The organism is Pantoea sp. App145 (assembly GCF_047947045.1).
GTDB lineage: Bacteria > Pseudomonadota > Gammaproteobacteria > Enterobacterales > Enterobacteriaceae > Pantoea.
This window is the reverse complement of the sequence record NZ_CP133290.1, coordinates 1,648,754-1,663,879: the sequence shown is the minus strand read 5'-3', so window position 1 is coordinate 1,663,879 and position 15,126 is coordinate 1,648,754. Positions and strand designations below refer to the sequence as shown.

The 15,126-nt window shown below is 52.8% G+C and carries 13 protein-coding genes; 8 read left to right on the top strand and 5 right to left on the bottom strand.

Annotated elements, in window-relative coordinates:
• Window positions 1-254 precede the first annotated feature (254 nt).
• Window positions 255-2,987, top strand: coding sequence for a cation-transporting P-type ATPase (locus RCF31_RS07660; RefSeq protein ID WP_416412979.1), 2,733 nt, complete (start codon window positions 255-257; stop codon window positions 2,985-2,987).
• A 32-nt stretch (window positions 2,988-3,019) separates the two neighbouring features.
• Here the strand turns inward: RCF31_RS07660 and RCF31_RS07655 are convergent, their stop codons facing one another.
• The gene (locus tag RCF31_RS07655) at window positions 3,020-4,123 is read right to left on the bottom strand and encodes an AI-2E family transporter (RefSeq protein WP_299454964.1); all 1,104 of its coding nucleotides are present in this window, start codon (window positions 4,121-4,123) and stop codon (window positions 3,020-3,022) included.
• Window positions 4,124-4,306: 183 nt separating this feature from the next.
• Here RCF31_RS07655 and RCF31_RS07650 point away from each other — a divergent pair, with 183 nt between their 5' ends.
• The 3 genes from RCF31_RS07650 to RCF31_RS07640 all read left to right on the top strand — a co-directional run bounded on the left by RCF31_RS07650 (window position 4,307) and on the right by RCF31_RS07640 (window position 6,795).
• Window positions 4,307-4,540: a DUF1272 domain-containing protein gene (locus tag RCF31_RS07650; protein ID WP_416412978.1), complete on the top strand. Its 234-nt coding sequence runs from the start codon at window positions 4,307-4,309 to the stop codon at window positions 4,538-4,540.
• 853 nt (window positions 4,541-5,393) lie between these two features.
• Window positions 5,394-5,858, top strand: a complete 465-nt coding sequence (locus tag RCF31_RS07645; protein ID WP_416412977.1) for an RcnB family protein — start codon at window positions 5,394-5,396, stop codon at window positions 5,856-5,858.
• 109 nt (window positions 5,859-5,967) lie between these two features.
• The gene (locus tag RCF31_RS07640) at window positions 5,968-6,795 is read left to right on the top strand and encodes a Cof-type HAD-IIB family hydrolase (protein WP_299454957.1); all 828 of its coding nucleotides are present in this window, start codon (window positions 5,968-5,970) and stop codon (window positions 6,793-6,795) included.
• Window positions 6,796-6,853: 58 nt separating this feature from the next.
• Here the strand turns inward: RCF31_RS07640 and RCF31_RS07635 are convergent, their stop codons facing one another.
• Entirely contained in the window at window positions 6,854-8,017 is a 1,164-nt protein-coding gene (locus RCF31_RS07635; RefSeq protein WP_416412976.1) for an iron-containing alcohol dehydrogenase, read from the bottom strand.
• Window positions 8,018-8,289: 272 nt separating this feature from the next.
• Between RCF31_RS07635 and gntT the strand changes: the two genes are divergently transcribed.
• On the top strand, window positions 8,290-9,606 hold the full coding sequence (gntT, locus tag RCF31_RS07630) for a gluconate transporter (protein ID WP_208714277.1): 1,317 nt from the start codon (window positions 8,290-8,292) through the stop codon (window positions 9,604-9,606).
• 39 nt (window positions 9,607-9,645) lie between these two features.
• Here the strand turns inward: gntT and RCF31_RS07625 are convergent, their stop codons facing one another.
• Both RCF31_RS07625 and RCF31_RS07620 read right to left on the bottom strand, forming a co-directional pair.
• On the bottom strand, window positions 9,646-10,728 hold the full coding sequence (locus RCF31_RS07625) for a malate/lactate/ureidoglycolate dehydrogenase (protein WP_416412975.1): 1,083 nt from the start codon (window positions 10,726-10,728) through the stop codon (window positions 9,646-9,648).
• Between the two features lie 106 nt (window positions 10,729-10,834).
• On the bottom strand, window positions 10,835-11,080 hold the full coding sequence (locus RCF31_RS07620) for a hypothetical protein (RefSeq protein WP_084873357.1): 246 nt from the start codon (window positions 11,078-11,080) through the stop codon (window positions 10,835-10,837).
• A gap of 990 nt (window positions 11,081-12,070) precedes the next feature.
• Between RCF31_RS07620 and pagP the strand changes: the two genes are divergently transcribed.
• The 3 genes from pagP (at window position 12,071) to RCF31_RS07605 (ending at window position 13,740) form a co-directional block, all read left to right on the top strand.
• Window positions 12,071-12,607, top strand: a complete 537-nt coding sequence (pagP, locus tag RCF31_RS07615) for a lipid IV(A) palmitoyltransferase PagP (protein WP_416413233.1) — start codon at window positions 12,071-12,073, stop codon at window positions 12,605-12,607.
• A gap of 150 nt (window positions 12,608-12,757) precedes the next feature.
• Complete coding sequence (gene cspE / locus RCF31_RS07610; protein WP_034829024.1) at window positions 12,758-12,967, top strand: transcription antiterminator/RNA stability regulator CspE; 210 nt, start codon at window positions 12,758-12,760, stop codon at window positions 12,965-12,967.
• A 347-nt stretch (window positions 12,968-13,314) separates the two neighbouring features.
• The gene (locus RCF31_RS07605) at window positions 13,315-13,740 is read left to right on the top strand and encodes a GNAT family N-acetyltransferase (RefSeq protein ID WP_299454929.1); all 426 of its coding nucleotides are present in this window, start codon (window positions 13,315-13,317) and stop codon (window positions 13,738-13,740) included.
• On the opposite strand, the gene RCF31_RS07600 is transcribed toward RCF31_RS07605, so the two are convergent.
• Window positions 13,724-15,079, bottom strand: a complete 1,356-nt coding sequence (locus RCF31_RS07600; protein WP_416412974.1) for a PLP-dependent aminotransferase family protein — start codon at window positions 15,077-15,079, stop codon at window positions 13,724-13,726. The two genes, RCF31_RS07605 and RCF31_RS07600, sit on opposite strands and share 17 nt — an antisense overlap.
• Window positions 15,080-15,126: the final 47 nt, after the last annotated feature.

Below are 15,126 nucleotides of genomic sequence, written 5' to 3'. Positions count from 1 at the left end.
TTTTTTCATGGTTTACATTGATCCATTTTCGTCTGTCAAAAACAGAATAAACAGCCAATAACCTCTTATTATTTGTGGGTTAGAATCTTCTTACCCTGATAATAATTTACCCATGTTACTAGCCCGTACTGAATTATCGTGGCAGCTTTTAACTGAAGAAAACATGATATCGGTCATCACGCTAGCGGGAAATATTATTAAAGTGTCATTTTTATTTTGCTTTTCATTAATTGAGTAAATTGCGCGGGGTAATTATGAACATCATTCCTTTTGAGGCGAGGCGAACGGAAGCATCCGATCGGCCTTTATATCAGCAAGAGAGTTCGGCGGCATTTACGGCATTAAATAGCTCACCGTCAGGATTAAGTGGTGAAGAGGCACAGGCGCGGCTGCGCGATCATGGTCCTAATGTTCTGCCGCAGAAGCGGGGAAAATCTGCCTTCATGCGTTTTATTGCCCACTTTAAAGATGTGCTGATTTATATCCTGCTGGCTGCTGCGGTGATCACCGCGCTGATGGGCCACTGGGTCGATACCTTTGTCATTCTCGGCGTTGCTGTCATCAACGCGCTGATTGGGTTTATCCAGGAAAGTAACGCCGAGAAGTCATTGAAAAGCATTCAGAATATGCTGTCGAACGATGCCATCGTGTTGCGTGAAGGGTTGCAGGCTACTGTGGCAACGCAAAATATCGTGCCAGGGGATGTGGTGATGTTGCGTCCAGGCGACAAGGTCCCGGCCGACTTGCGTCTGTTCGAAGTCCATAATCTGCGCGTTGAAGAAGCGATTCTGACCGGTGAATCCACCGTGGTGTCGAAAAACACCGCTGCGCTGGAGGGGGAAAAATCTCTCGGTGACCGTTTCAATCTGGCTTATTCCGGCACCACCGTTAGCTCCGGTACTGCCATGGGTATGGTGATTGCCACCGGTGGCGACACTGAACTGGGGCATATCAATGCGATGATCTCCTCGATTGAGGAGGCAAAAACACCGTTGCTGGTGCAGATCGATAAACTCGGTAAAGCCATTTTCGCCATCATTCTGCTGATGATGGCGGGTCTGTTCGTGTTTGGTTTTCTGCTGCGCGACATCCCGCTGGGGGAGTTGTTGCTGTCGGTGATCAGCCTGGCGGTGGCGGCGGTGCCGGAAGGGTTGCCGGCCATTATCTCCATCATTTTGTCTCTTGGTGTGCAGTCGATGGCGCGCAATCAGGCCATTATTCGCAAATTGCCGACGGTGGAAACCCTCGGGGCGATGTCAGTGATCTGCTCCGACAAAACCGGCACTCTGACCATGAACGAGATGACGGTGAAGGCGGTGGTGCTGGCCGATAGCCAGTGGCGTATTAGCGGCGATAGCTATGAACCCAAAGGTGAATTTCACGCCGAAGTCAGTGCCAGCGGCGTGCCTGCGGCACAGGATGAGGTGTTGCAGGGCTTTTTACGGATTGTCGATATCTGCAATGAAAGCCAGCTGCATCAGGACGCCAGCGGTCATTGGGGCATCGTCGGCGGCCCTACCGAAGGGGCGTTAAAGGTGCTGGCGGCAAAAGCGGGTATCAGGTCCGACAGGGTTGACGTGGTCAGTAAGCTGCCGTTTGATTCGCTGTACAAATATCAGGCGGTCAGTGCGGTCATTGATGGCAAACCCGGCATTATGCTGACCGGTGCGCCGGATGTGCTGCTGTCTCTGTGCCAGCAGCAGCAGGGTGATCAGGGCGTCGCGCCGCTCGATAGTGCGTATTGGGAGCAAGCCATCAGCACCTACGCCAGTGAAGGTTTACGCACCGTGGCCGCCGCATGGCGCTGGTTACCGGCAGCTAAACAGACGCTGGAACATGACGATCTGCATGAGGGCATGGTGTTGCTTGGCCTCGCCTGCATGATGGATCCGCCGCGTCCGGAAGCCATTACCGCCATTCGTGACTGCCAGCAGGCCGGTATCCGCGTGAAGATGATCACTGGCGATCATCAGGAAACGGCGATGGCGATCGGTCAGATGCTGGGCATCGGCAACAGTCAGGCGGCGGTGACCGGTTATCAGCTGGAGCATATGGATGATGCCGAGCTGAGCGTGGCGGCGCAGAAGTATGACATTTTTGCCCGCACCAGCCCGGAGCATAAGCTGCGCCTGGTGAAGGCGCTGGCGTCGGTTGGCGAAATTGTTGGTATGACCGGCGATGGCGTGAATGATGCGCCTGCGCTGAAGCAGGCCAACGTGGGTATTGCGATGGGGATCAAGGGCACGGAAGTGACCAAAGAATCCGCAGATATGATCCTCGCCGATGACAACTTCGCGACCATCGCTGCGGCGGTCAAAGAGGGGCGTCGTGTCTATGATAACCTGAAGAAAACTATCCTGTTTGTGATGCCGACCTGTTTTGCTCAGGGGTTATTGATCATCATTGCTATTCTGATGGGCAACCTGTTGCCGTTAACCCCGGTGCAGATTCTGTGGATGAATATGGCGACTTCCGCCACGCTCTCCTTTGGCCTCGCCTTTGAACCGGCGGAACAGAACATCATGCGGCGTCCACCACGTAACGTGCGCAGCAATGTGATGGATGGGTTCGCCATCTGGCGTGTGGTGTTTGTCGGCCTGCTGATCTCGGTCAGCGCCTTTATGCTGGAAGCCTGGTTACAGCCACGCGGTTACAGCCCGGAATTTATCCGCACCGTGCTGTTGCAGATGCTGGTCACGGCGCAGTGGGTGTATATGCTCAACTGCCGTAATAGCGACGGCTTCTCACTGGATGCTGGCCTGCTGAAGAATCGGGGGATCTGGCTGGTGACCGTGGTGCTGATTCTGCTCCAGGCGTTGATCATCTATGTGCCGTTGATGAACACCTTGTTTGGTACGCAACCGCTGCCGCTGAAATACTGGTTGATCGCCTTAGTGGTCAGCGCCGGTATCTTTGTGCTGGTGGAGATAGAGAAACGCCTGACGCGCGGCTGGCGTGCATCAGGCGAGCAGGGGATGGTGCGATAATTCTCGTGGCGGGTGCCGTTCGGCACTCGCCCTCAATCGCGTTTTTTACCCTCTTCGATAAATTCTTCGTCAATTTCCTCAACGTTATCGCGATTGTCACGCCCGGAGAGCAGATTCCAGCAGGCGATAAACAGCGCGGCGATGAGGGGGCCGATAACGAAGCCGTTGATGCCATACACTTCCATACCGCCGAGGGTGGCAATCAAAATCATATAGTCCGGCATTTTGGTGTCTTTCCCCACCAGCAAGGGGCGCAGAATATTATCCACCAGACCCACCACCACGACGAAAAAGCCGATCAGGAAGAACCCTTTCCACAGCGCGCCGGTGGCGAAGAAGAAAATGGTTGCCGGTACCCACACGATCGCGGAACCAATCGCCGGAACCAGTGACAGGAACGCCATCAGCGCGCCCCACAGCAGACTGCCGTCAATGCCAGTGAACCAGAAGGCCAGTCCCCCCAGTACCCCCTGAACTATCGCGACCACCACTGTTCCTTTAACCGTGGCGCGGGATACGGCGGCAAATTTCAGCAGCAGGTGATGCTTAACGTGAGTGGAGAGCGGCAGTGATTCAAGGATCAGGCTGACCAGCCAGGCACCGTCTTTCAGCAGGAAAAACAGCAGGTACAGCATCACGCCAAAACCCACGGTAAAGGTGAAGGTACCTTTGCCAATGATGAACACGCTCCCTGCCATGTACTGGCCACCCTTGAGGGCAAAACCGGAGAGTTTTTCCTGAATTTGCGCGGCATTATTCAGGTGATGGTCAGACAGGTAACTGCGCGCCCACCCGGGCAGATGCTGAAACAAATCGGCAAACACCGCTGGAAACTGCGAGGAGTTGTTTTGCAGTTTGTTGTAGACAGTATTGATCTCCACCACCAGCGACGACGTGACGATCGCCAGCGGTGTGAAGACGATCAGGCAGATAATCAGCAGCGTAATCAGCGAAGCCAGTCCATTACGATCCCCCAGTTTTTGCCGCAGCAGTGATTTCAGCGGATGGAAAATCACCGCCAGAATTGCCGCCCACAAAATGGCGGAGAAGTAAGGTGCGAGCACATCAAAAAACGCCACCGTGACAATTGCCAGGATGACAATGAAAAAGCCGATATTCAATCCTTTAACTTGCATTAACACGTCTCTTAGAAAATGGGGACGAATGAACTATAGAAGGTCTGAAGAGGAATGGAACAAATTCGGATGACGGGAAACCGGCCAGCTGATGTCCCGATTTGTCCCTGCTTCGTCCGGCCAGGGGCTGGTCACGTACCCTCGCCACCCGCGATGATGGCATTTTACCGACAGGAGAAAACCATGCTGGAATTACGTCCCAACTGTGAATGCTGCGATAAAGATTTACCGCCGGAAGCACCTGACGCGCGTATCTGTTCGTTCGAATGTACCTTCTGCGCCAGCTGTGCCAGCGAGGTTCTGCATGAACGTTGCCCCAACTGTGGCGGGGAGCTGGTGCGACGCCCCATCCGTCCGGCTGCTGAGCTGCTACTGCATCCGGCTTCGACCAAGCGCCATAAATCGACGTTGCGCTGACGGGCATTTTTTCCACCGGCAGTTTCTGCCAAAGCAAAGACCTGAACATGAGTATTACACAGGGTATTATTCGCTTCATCTTTAAGGTGGAAAAAGAAAAGAATCTCCAGAAGGCTGATTCAGGAAGAATTACCGTATCCTATAAACTTCGTTAATAATGCTAATATTGAGCTCTGTATTAATCACTGTTGTGTATTAAATCTTCCTGGCAGGAATTTATACCAGTTGGTGAAAAATAAATTTTTTCTGAGCGGGAGCGAGGCGTAAAGTCTCGCCAGTGATGAATGGGTTTTTATGTTGATTTTAATGGTTTTTTTATGATTTCAGGGTTTCATCGTCCTGAAGTTAGTTGATCCGGTAAAATATTGTATGATTTGTGCTGGTCGGAGCACAGACCTTATTCTCTGTGAAATGACGTTGCGCAATACATTATTTCTTTCATTCGCTAACTCTTTACGTATTTTTCCGAAAAATAGTCATTTTTAAAAGTTTTTTTCATTTTTAAATGGTATTGTTTACCGGCAATGCTAGTGATGTGGCGTTGTGTGCTTCAGTTTTACCCTCACTTTTTGCAGGGTTCTCCCTCTTTATGCAATAAATGGAAATTGATTCCTCCCGATCCCTGCGATCGGGCTTTCTTTTCTCTTCCGCTTGTTTCCGCATGGCAAATATTGCTGCTTTTTCGGTCCATTTAATGTCAGTCCAGACACAAGTGTTAAGAAAGCGATAAATCGAGGTAATTTATTGTAAGATGGCGGTTTTTTAGGAATTTTGGAAATGCGCTTTTGCCTTCCTATAATCAATAGTAGTGCTTAACGGCGCTACCATTGCCGTTATCATTGGAGGCAACACCATGAAAAAAACAACATTAACGTTAGTCGCTTCGCTTATTGCATGCAGCTCACTGATTTCCAGCGTATCCTGGGCCGATGGTCCGGGCGATCAACACTGGCAGCCACACGGTGGCAACCAGCATCAGGATCACGGTAATGGCCCCGATCGTGGTGGCAATCGTGGTCCTGACCATGGCTATGACCGTGGTCAGGATCATGGCCATGATCATTACGCTGGCCGTCCGATGCCGCAAGACCATCATGGCGGCGATCGTTTCGCCTGGAATGGTCATGACTTCCGTCGTGGCTACCCGGCACCACCGGAATTCCGTGGTCCGCATTATCGCGTTGATGACTGGCGTGGACGCGGTCTGTACGAGCCGCCACGCGGCGAGCACTGGGCATATATCGACGGTAACTATGTTCTGGTCGCGGCAGCCACCGGTATCATCACCGCCATTCTGCTGAATAACGCGTTCAACTAATCTCCCGCAGACGGATGGCACTCGCCATCCGTCTTTTCGCTGTTTTCTCCTCCCCGCCAGGCTATCCTGTAAAGCGTCTGTTTTCCTTTCAAAGCGCTAAGGAGTGATGATGGCCGTGGTAAAAATGGTGGCGGTGGATATGGACGGCACCTTTCTCGACGATAAAAAACAGTACAATCGCGCACGTTTTCAAGCCTGTTACCACCAGATGCAACAGCGTGGCATCAAATTCGTGGTCGCCAGCGGTAACCAGTATTATCAACTCAAATCTTTCTTCCCCGATATTGCCAGTAACATCGCTTTTGTAGCGGAGAACGGCGCGTGGATTATCGACCGTGATGAAGAGTTGTTCTGCGGCTCTTTCTCACGTGATGACATCCATGCGGTGATGGATACGCTGCAACGCGGTCACTATCCCGACCTGAAATACCTGATCGCTGGTCGTAACAGCGCTTACTACTTCTCGGGTGTCGATGAACAATGGCTGACGAAGATGCGCCATTACTGCCATCGGCTAACCGCCATCGACAGCCTGAGTGATACCGGTGATGACAAACTGTTCAAGTTTGCTCTCAACCTCTCCGACGACTATGTGGCGATTTTGATGGCCGATATCGAGCGTTTGCATCATGGGGCTGCGGCGGCGACGTCCAGCGGCCATGGTTCGGTGGATTTGATTGTGCCGGGCCTGCATAAAGCCAATGGCCTGCGCTTGCTGCAAAGCCGCTGGGGTATCAACAATGATGAAGTGCTGGCTTTTGGTGATGGCGGCAACGATCTCGAAATGCTGGTGCAGTCCGGCTTCAGCTTTGCCATGCAAAATGCCCCGCAGCGCGTGAAACAGGCGGCGCGCTATCAGGCTCCGTCCAACAATGACGAGGGCGTGTTGCAGGTGATTGAGCAGATGCTGGCAGGGCAGGGACCGTTCGAGGTTTGAGGCATTATGGTAACGGCGCAATAAACTGCGTCGTTACCGGGTTGTGTGCGTATCTGAATTAAACAATCGGCCAGGCGGCGGCGATCATGTCGCGCAGGATCTCTTTGTCGTAGCTGACCCAGCCGTTTTTACTGTTCGCACGGGCCACTATCCACTCCACCTCGGTGGTGGATAAGGCAGGTCCATCCAGCCAGAACGGCATGATGGCATGTTGTTGCAGCCAGGCTTTTAATGCCAGCGCCGGTGGTGCCGGATCATCGGGCAACAGTTGCTGCGCCAGTTGTGCCATCAGGCGCTGCTGTTCGGGATGTTCACTTTCGGCCAGCACCTCAAGGAATGGGAACAGCAAACGTCCGCAGACTTCCCCATGATGGAAAGGTTTAATCGCCCCCAGCTCACCGGCGATGCCATGGATCACACCTAATCCTGCGCTGCTCAGGCACACGCCGCCCAGCCAGGAAGCCATCATCATTGCTTCGCGCGCGTCATCACCTGCCTGGTCGTGACGATTGAGCGCAGGCCAGGCTTTAAAGAACAGTTGCAGGCCATTCAGCGCCATTTGCTGACTGAACAGATTGCCTTTGCGTGACAGATACGCCTCAAACAGATGGGTGAAGGCGTCAATGGCGCAGGTCGCCAGCACCGTATCCGGTGCCCCTTGCAGTAAATCAGGGTCGAGAATTGCCACCTGCGGCACAAATACTGGATGGCGCAGCGAGGCTTTCACCTGGATATTTTGCTGATCGGTCACGACGGCATTCTGCGTCGCTTCGCTGCCGGTACCGGCGGTGGTGGGAATGGCAATCAGTGGCAATGTTACGGGCTGCACCGGTGTATCACCGACCTTTTCCAGATAACGCGCGATCGGCAGCGGGTGTTGCATCATGGCACTAAAGGCTTTGGCTGCGTCCAGCACGCTGCCACCACCGATCGCCACCACGCGATCCACATGACCCCGCCAGCGCGTTACCCAGGCATCGATCTCAGCGGGCGATGCCTCATGGCTGACGATCTCATAACCAAGAATGTGATCGTTGAGCGCTGCACCGAGGCGCGCCCAGGCCGGACCGTTAAGAAACGAGCGACCACAGAACAGCAACGTGGGCTGTGGATTAGCGGCAAGCAACGGCACCAGCCGGTCAATACTGCCGCGGGCAAACAGGGTTTGTTGATTACTGTACAGCTCAATCAGATTCTCACTCACCTGCAGATCCTTTTTCATGGGGCGGAAAACCCTTAGTTTAACCAAACCCTCCTGGCTGTCGGGGCAAACATTCTGATAACTGACCGGAAAAAATTTGATCACCTTCTCAATTCAGAAATTCACCTGGCGTAGCAGGTGATTTCTTCATCTTGTTACCCTTAACATGATACCGGTAACAAGATGCATCGCGATGTAACAACATCTCAAACGCTGCTGTATCCATCGTCCTCAGGACTTATCACAACAAACCGCTGCCGGTGGAAGACCGTGCAAAAAGGTGGAGAAAAATTATGCCATTACTCTACGTGGCAATTGGCGTGGCGCTACTGCTACTGCTGATGATTCGCTTCAAACTGAACGGATTTATCGCGCTGATTCTGGTGGCGCTGGCGGTCGGCATGATGCAGGGCATGCCCGTCAACAAAGTGATTGGCTCGATCAAAACCGGTGTCGGCGGCACGCTGGGCAGTCTGGCGCTGATCATGGGGTTTGGTGCCATGCTGGGCAAGCTGCTGGCCGATTGTGGCGGCGCACAACGTATTGCCACCACGCTGATTGAAAAATTCGGGCAAAAGCATATCCAGTGGGCATTGGTACTGACGGGCTTCACCGTGGGCTTTGCACTGTTCTACGAAGTGGGCTTCGTGCTGATGCTGCCGCTGGTGTTCAGCATTGCCGCGTCAGCGCGCGTGCCATTGCTGTTTGTGGGTGTGCCGATGGCGGCAGCCTTGTCGGTCACGCACGGCTTTTTACCGCCGCACCCGGGTCCAACCGCGATTGCCACGCTGTTCAATGCGGATATGGGCAAAACCCTGCTGTTTGGCACCCTGCTGGGCATTCCTACCGTTATTCTGGCGGGACCGGTCTACGCACGTTTTCTGAAAGGTATCGATAAACCGATTCCGGAAGGACTGTGGAATCCGAAAACCTTCAGCGAAGCGGAAATGCCGGGCTTTGGCGTCAGTGTTGGTACCGCGCTGGTGCCGGTGATTCTGATGGCTCTGCGTGCGGTGGCCGAAATGGTCCTGCCAAAAGGACATGTGATCCTGCCTTACGCTGAGTTCTTTGGCGATCCGATCATGGCTACGCTGATTGCGGTACTGATTGCTATCTTCACCTTTGGTCTGAATCGCGGACGCAGCATGGATGAAGTGATGGGCACATTAAGTGACTCCATCAAAATCATCGCCATGATGCTGCTGATTATCGGTGGTGGCGGGGCGTTTAAGCAGGTGCTGGTGGATAGCGGTGTCGATAAATATATCGCCAGCATGATGCATGAAACCAATGTGTCCCCGATCTTTATGGCCTGGTCAATTGCGGCGGTGCTGCGTATCGCACTCGGTTCCGCTACCGTGGCCGCAATTACCGCAGGTGGCATTGTGGCACCGCTGATCGCTACCTCCGGTGCCAGCCCGGAGCTGATGGTGATTGCGGTTGGATCGGGCAGCGTGATTTTTTCTCACGTCAACGATCCGGGGTTCTGGTTGTTTAAGGAGTATTTCAACCTGACGATCGGCGAAACCATTCGCTCATGGTCAGTGCTGGAGACCATCATCTCAGTCTGCGGTTTAGTGGGTTGTCTGCTGCTGTCGATGGTAATTTGATGTGAAGATGCTGAGGCATGGCGCCTCAGCATTCGCGGTCTACTGCGCCAGTGCGCGGAAGGCCGCCAGTTCTTCTTCCGGCATCCCCGCCTGTAAAGCCGCCTGGCAAATTTTTTCCCAGCTATTGGTATCCAGCGGAATGCCTTCGCGTTCACGCTCCAGACGATTGTTCTCTTCCCATTCGCCCGGTATCTGAATCGGCGCATCGCCGCTTTGTGGCGAACGTTTTACCCAACTGAGGAAGGCTTCCGCTTCCTGCTGCATCGCGGGTGCATCGAAGGCTTCCGGATTCACGATGATGGTGGTCATGCAGTTGAAGATGGCATCGTGGCAGCTCACCAGAGTTTCGTCATGTGTGGTGCGTCCACCTGACAGCGCGCCGCCGAGAATTTCACACATGGTAGCCAGCGCATAACCCTTATGCAGCCCAAATGGCAGCAGCGAGCCATAAGGTTCCTGATGCATCACGCCGGGTTCGGTGGTGCCTTTGCCCTGATGATCGATCAGATAACCCGGTGCAACCTGCTGTTCTTTGTTCCATGCCACACGGGTTTTGCCGAAGGCAATGCCGCTGGTGGCGAAATCAAGCAGCAGCGGTTTGGCGTTGGTGCGCGGGAAGATGGCACAGAAGGGGTTAGTACCAAAACGTCGGTCGCTGCCGTTGAACGGTGCAACCATCGGGTCACCCGCGACGTTGACGAAGTGAAAAGAGACAAACCCGGCAGCCGCACATTGTTCAGCCCAGTGACCGATGCGCCCGATATGATGTGAATCGTGCAGGCCAACGGCGGCGATACCAAATTTAGCCGCGCGCTCGATCCCCATCTTCATGGCTTCCCATGCCGCGACCTGGCCAAACCCATTATGACCGCTCAGGGTGAGCACTGCGCCGACATCTTTCTCAACCGTGGTGTGCTGGTTAAGCTGAAGAAAACCCTGAGAGAGAGAAACCATATAACTCGGGATCATGCCTACGCCATGCGAATCATGACCCGCCAAATTCGCTGCTACCAGGTGATCGGCGACCAGCCGTGCTTCGTCGGCACTACTGCCTGCATGTAACCAGATAGCCTCTACAAATTGATGGAGCCGGGAAGAAGGGATACGAAGAAGGGCACTCACGCGGTTGATCTCCTTTCAAAATAGGTACTCCATCCTGCGACGAATGCTTAATAACGGCAAGTGAGAATTGCCGAAAGCAAAGGGCCACAAGATGTGGCCCAAAAACTCAGTGCGGTTGTTCGAAACCCGCTTTAACCATTTGGTCGCGCAATGCGCGGGTAATTTCACGGTTCCCGCCCGTGACAGGGTAAATGACATTGTTGACGACATCGTCAAGATAATGTTCTTCAAACTCCTGCATGGTGAGCTGGGTGCCACCTTCGTCATTGATGGCAATGCTTCCTCTGATGTGATTGCCATAGTCCTTTGCCTTCAGGCTATAACGTCCCATGCTGGTATTTATCGTGCTCATATAATCTCCTTGTTACTTAGGCAGTGATAACAATTGAGGCCTGCTACAGGCGCTGTAAGTTTAGACAGTAGGCGGCGGGAGAACGAAGCGGCAAAGTTAAGAAAAATCTGTAGCTGCGACCGGCCTCGCAGAAATAATCATCAGCTAAACGAAACCACAGCATGATGACGTGATGACTATCGCACCTGACAGCAGAAGCAGGATCTTCATCTATACTTGAGTTAACTGGCGCTATTAATGATGTAAAAAGGAGCGGAAAATGAAAATAATCCTGTGGATCATCGCTATCATCTTCATTGTTGGGTTGTTAACCATTACCGGCGTGTTTAAATTGATTTTCTGACGCGTACAGGCACCCGTAGGTGCCTGTTTCCGTTCATTCGGCTTTGGTTAAGGCAGGTGAGTGGGGACGCGAGACGGGCAAAATCACATCCCGCAGATTGAGCGGCTTTTGACACTCAGCACAACAGGCACCGTGGTGGCTTTGCTGCCTGGTTTGTCTGGTTCCGGGCAGCGTATAAAAAAACCGCACACACCCACAGCGGCTACAACGAATAGTCATCAGCATTCCTCTTTATCTCCCTCCTGGAATGCTGAGATTTATCTCATTCATCTGATTAGTTCAATCGATAAATTTCATTAATTTATTTACGTTATCAACAATGAAGCACAGATTGCTGAAAATTAAGTCATTTCCGGCGGGGATTGTTAAGAGAAGACTGCACATTTTATCAATTCTGCCAATAGCCCCTTCGTTTATCCCCGGTTCCGGTAGCATTTGGTCATTATGGTAAAATGCGCCCTTCGCGTGTCGGAAATTCCAGACAATGCCTGGAGTGTTTCAGGAAACTTTTCACTAAACTTTTCAGACAGTAGCGTTAATTTTTGGGCAGACGCCGGGAAGGATATCTGTGGCTCTGTCGTCTTAAGGATTGTTTTACAGGAACCTTCGTTGTGAATCGGTACATTTCGGCAGCCTGTGTTGGCTGTATTTTAACCCTCGGAAGCGCGTTTTCTGCCTCGGCCTCTACCGTCACTCAAAACATCAAATCAGGCTGGAATACCTTTACTGACAATGTGGCCGAGACCTGGTCACAGCCGCAAAATTATGATTTTTATCTGCCCGCTATTACCTGGCATAACCGCTGGACATACGATCAGGAGCATATCGACAGGTACAACGAACGTCCATGGGGCGCGGGCGGCGGTGTTTCGCGCTGGGATGACAAAGGTAACTGGCATGGCCTGTACCTGATGGCGTTTAAGGATTCCTTCAACAAGTGGGAACCGATTGGCGGTTACGGCTGGGAAGCGACCTGGCGTCCGCTGAGTGACGACAATTTTCACATCGGTGCTGGCTACACGGCGGGCGTCACTGCCAGGGATAACTGGAAATATATCCCGATTCCGGTTTTATTGCCGATGGCTTCTATCGGATATGGTCCTGTTACCTTCCAAATGACTTATATTCCAGGTACTTATAACAATGGCAATGTCTATTTTGCCTGGTTGCGATTTCAATTTTAGCGGATGAAGACGGATGGAAAGTGTGAAGGTTGGCGGAAAACACGATATTTATCACTTTTTCATCAATTCGCACTGGACAAATGTCACCGCAATTGCTGTACTAGACGCCGACACAGTTTAGTGTCCATTTTTCATGTAAAGGTAATATAGATGTCCAAGATCAAAGGTAACGTTAAGTGGTTTAATGAATCTAAAGGATTCGGTTTCATTACTCCTGAAGATGGCAGCAAAGATGTATTCGTACACTTCTCTGCAATCATGAGCAATGGCTTCAAAACTCTGGCTGAAGGTCAGCGTGTAGAGTTTGAAATCACTGACGGCGCTAAAGGCCCATCTGCTGCTAACGTTATCGCTCTGTAAGTTAACACGCAGAATTCTAAAAACCCGCCTTATGGCGGGTTTTTTTATGCCTGCCACCAAATGATGGCCCAGGCGATCAGGGCGAAGGTGCTGATGGATAAGGCCAGCATTTCATCCAGGGTTCGTGGGATCATACTCTTCATTGCGTTGCCTCCTGTGGCGTTCAGGCCAGCATGGCAAAGCAATATTAATTCTGCCTTAAGCGCTGATGACAGGCGCATGACAGGGCACAAACTGCGGCGTCTCTCACAGATAATCTCTGTAACATCCCCATAACAATCCTTACTTGCAGCTTTTTGGCTGACAACGCTATATAACAGCAGGAAACGGATTACTGAGGAGGCAGGATGAAGATACGTCAGGCACAGGCGAAAGACAGTTTTGCTCTGAGTGCGCTGCTGACCGAACTGGGTTATGCCGGCACTGAAAGGTTTATTGAGACACGATTAACACAGCTTTGTAACCATCCCGATGAAGTGCTGCTGGTGGCCGAGCATGGCACCCAGGTGCTGGGTTTTCTGTCGCTCCACTTTATCCCGCAGCTGGCGCTGTCGGGCGATTTCGCCCGTATCAGCTATTTCTGCATAGCCGAAGGCGAGCGCAGCAAGGGGAGCGGGCAGCAGTTGCTCAGCTATGCCGAACAACTGGCACGCGAGCGTGGCTGTGATCGCATGGAAGTGCATTGCCATGCCTCACGCCTCAAAGCGAATCAGTTCTACGCGCGCGAAGGCTATGTGGAATCGCCGCGTTATCACATCAAAGATTTGGGCTAAGGTTAATTTCCCGACCAGATGCAATCACCAGTGCGTCAGCAATGCTGTCAAGTTGTTGCAATGGCAACATGGCGGTGCTGACGCGAATGAATTGTTCGGCATTGATGCTGTAGCGTTCACCCGGCACGGCGGCGATACCTCGGGCGGCAAGCGTAATCATGGCATATTGTTCTGACGCCACCGGAATATATAGACTGAGGCCATCACGTTCGGCCAGCACCAGCCCACGAGCCTGCAGGGCATGCAGCAGCTGCTGGCGACGCTCCCGATAGGTATTTTTTGCCTGTTCTACCTGCTGCCGCGTGGTGGCGTCTGTCAGCATCCAGGCAACCGCATCCTGCAAAATTCGGCTGGTCCAGCTGACACCAAAGTTACGCCATGCCTGAATACGTTTCACCAGTTCACAGGGGGCGGAAAGTACAGCAAGCCGCAGGTCCGGTCCGTAGGCTTTCGAAAACGAATGGACATGCACCACGCGTTCGGGAAAGTGGTATCCGAGGCTCCACACCGGCCAGCGCGACAAATCGCCAATCCCGTCATCTTCCACAATCAGCGTTTTGCTATTGGCCAATACGCGTGCCAGCTCCGCGCTGCGTTGCTGCGTCACGGTATGTCCGGTGGTCGAATGGGTACGCGGCTGGTAGATAAACATCGCCGGTGATTTGTGCAGATGTGCGGCTAAAGCGGAGGGAATCGGCCCCTGTTCATCGCAGGGTAGTGGCAGAATCTCTGCGCCGATATTGTCCAGCATATCCAGCAAACGTGTTGCGGTGGGATCTTCGAGCACCACCCGATCGCCAGGAGACAGCAGCGTTTGCACGATTAAATTCATCGCATCAAAGCCACCATCGGTCGCCAGCCATGCCTCTGCCGGGTAGGGCCAGCGTGGTGTAATCGCCGCCAGTAGCTGAGGTGAAATGGCTTCACGGTGATAGCTATTCAACTGGGGCGACTGAAGGCCAGCCAGCATCGCTGGCTGCAAATCGGGTAACAGCGCCGGGTCCGGAGAAGCCATTGCCAGATCGGCCTGGATGTTATCGCCATAGTTGCCGATTTTTTCAAAACGAATCGGCCGCGGCATCACCGTATTGCCACACACCCACACGCCACTGCGACCTTTACCGGCCAGCACTTTCTGTTTTTTCAGCTGCGACCAGGCCGCCGATACCGTCGCCGGACTGACGCCCAATAGCTCTGCCAGCTCGCGTACGGCGGGCATTTGCATACCCACTGCAATCTGACCATCGCGAATCAATGTGGAAGCGGTAAGCGTAATGCCCTTCACCGACGCATCGGTAATTTGCGCGCTGAACCAGTCAATATCTACCGTTTGCGTCATAAGAAAAACCTTTGTTCAGTAACAAAGAATTTATTGTTCAGGTTAGT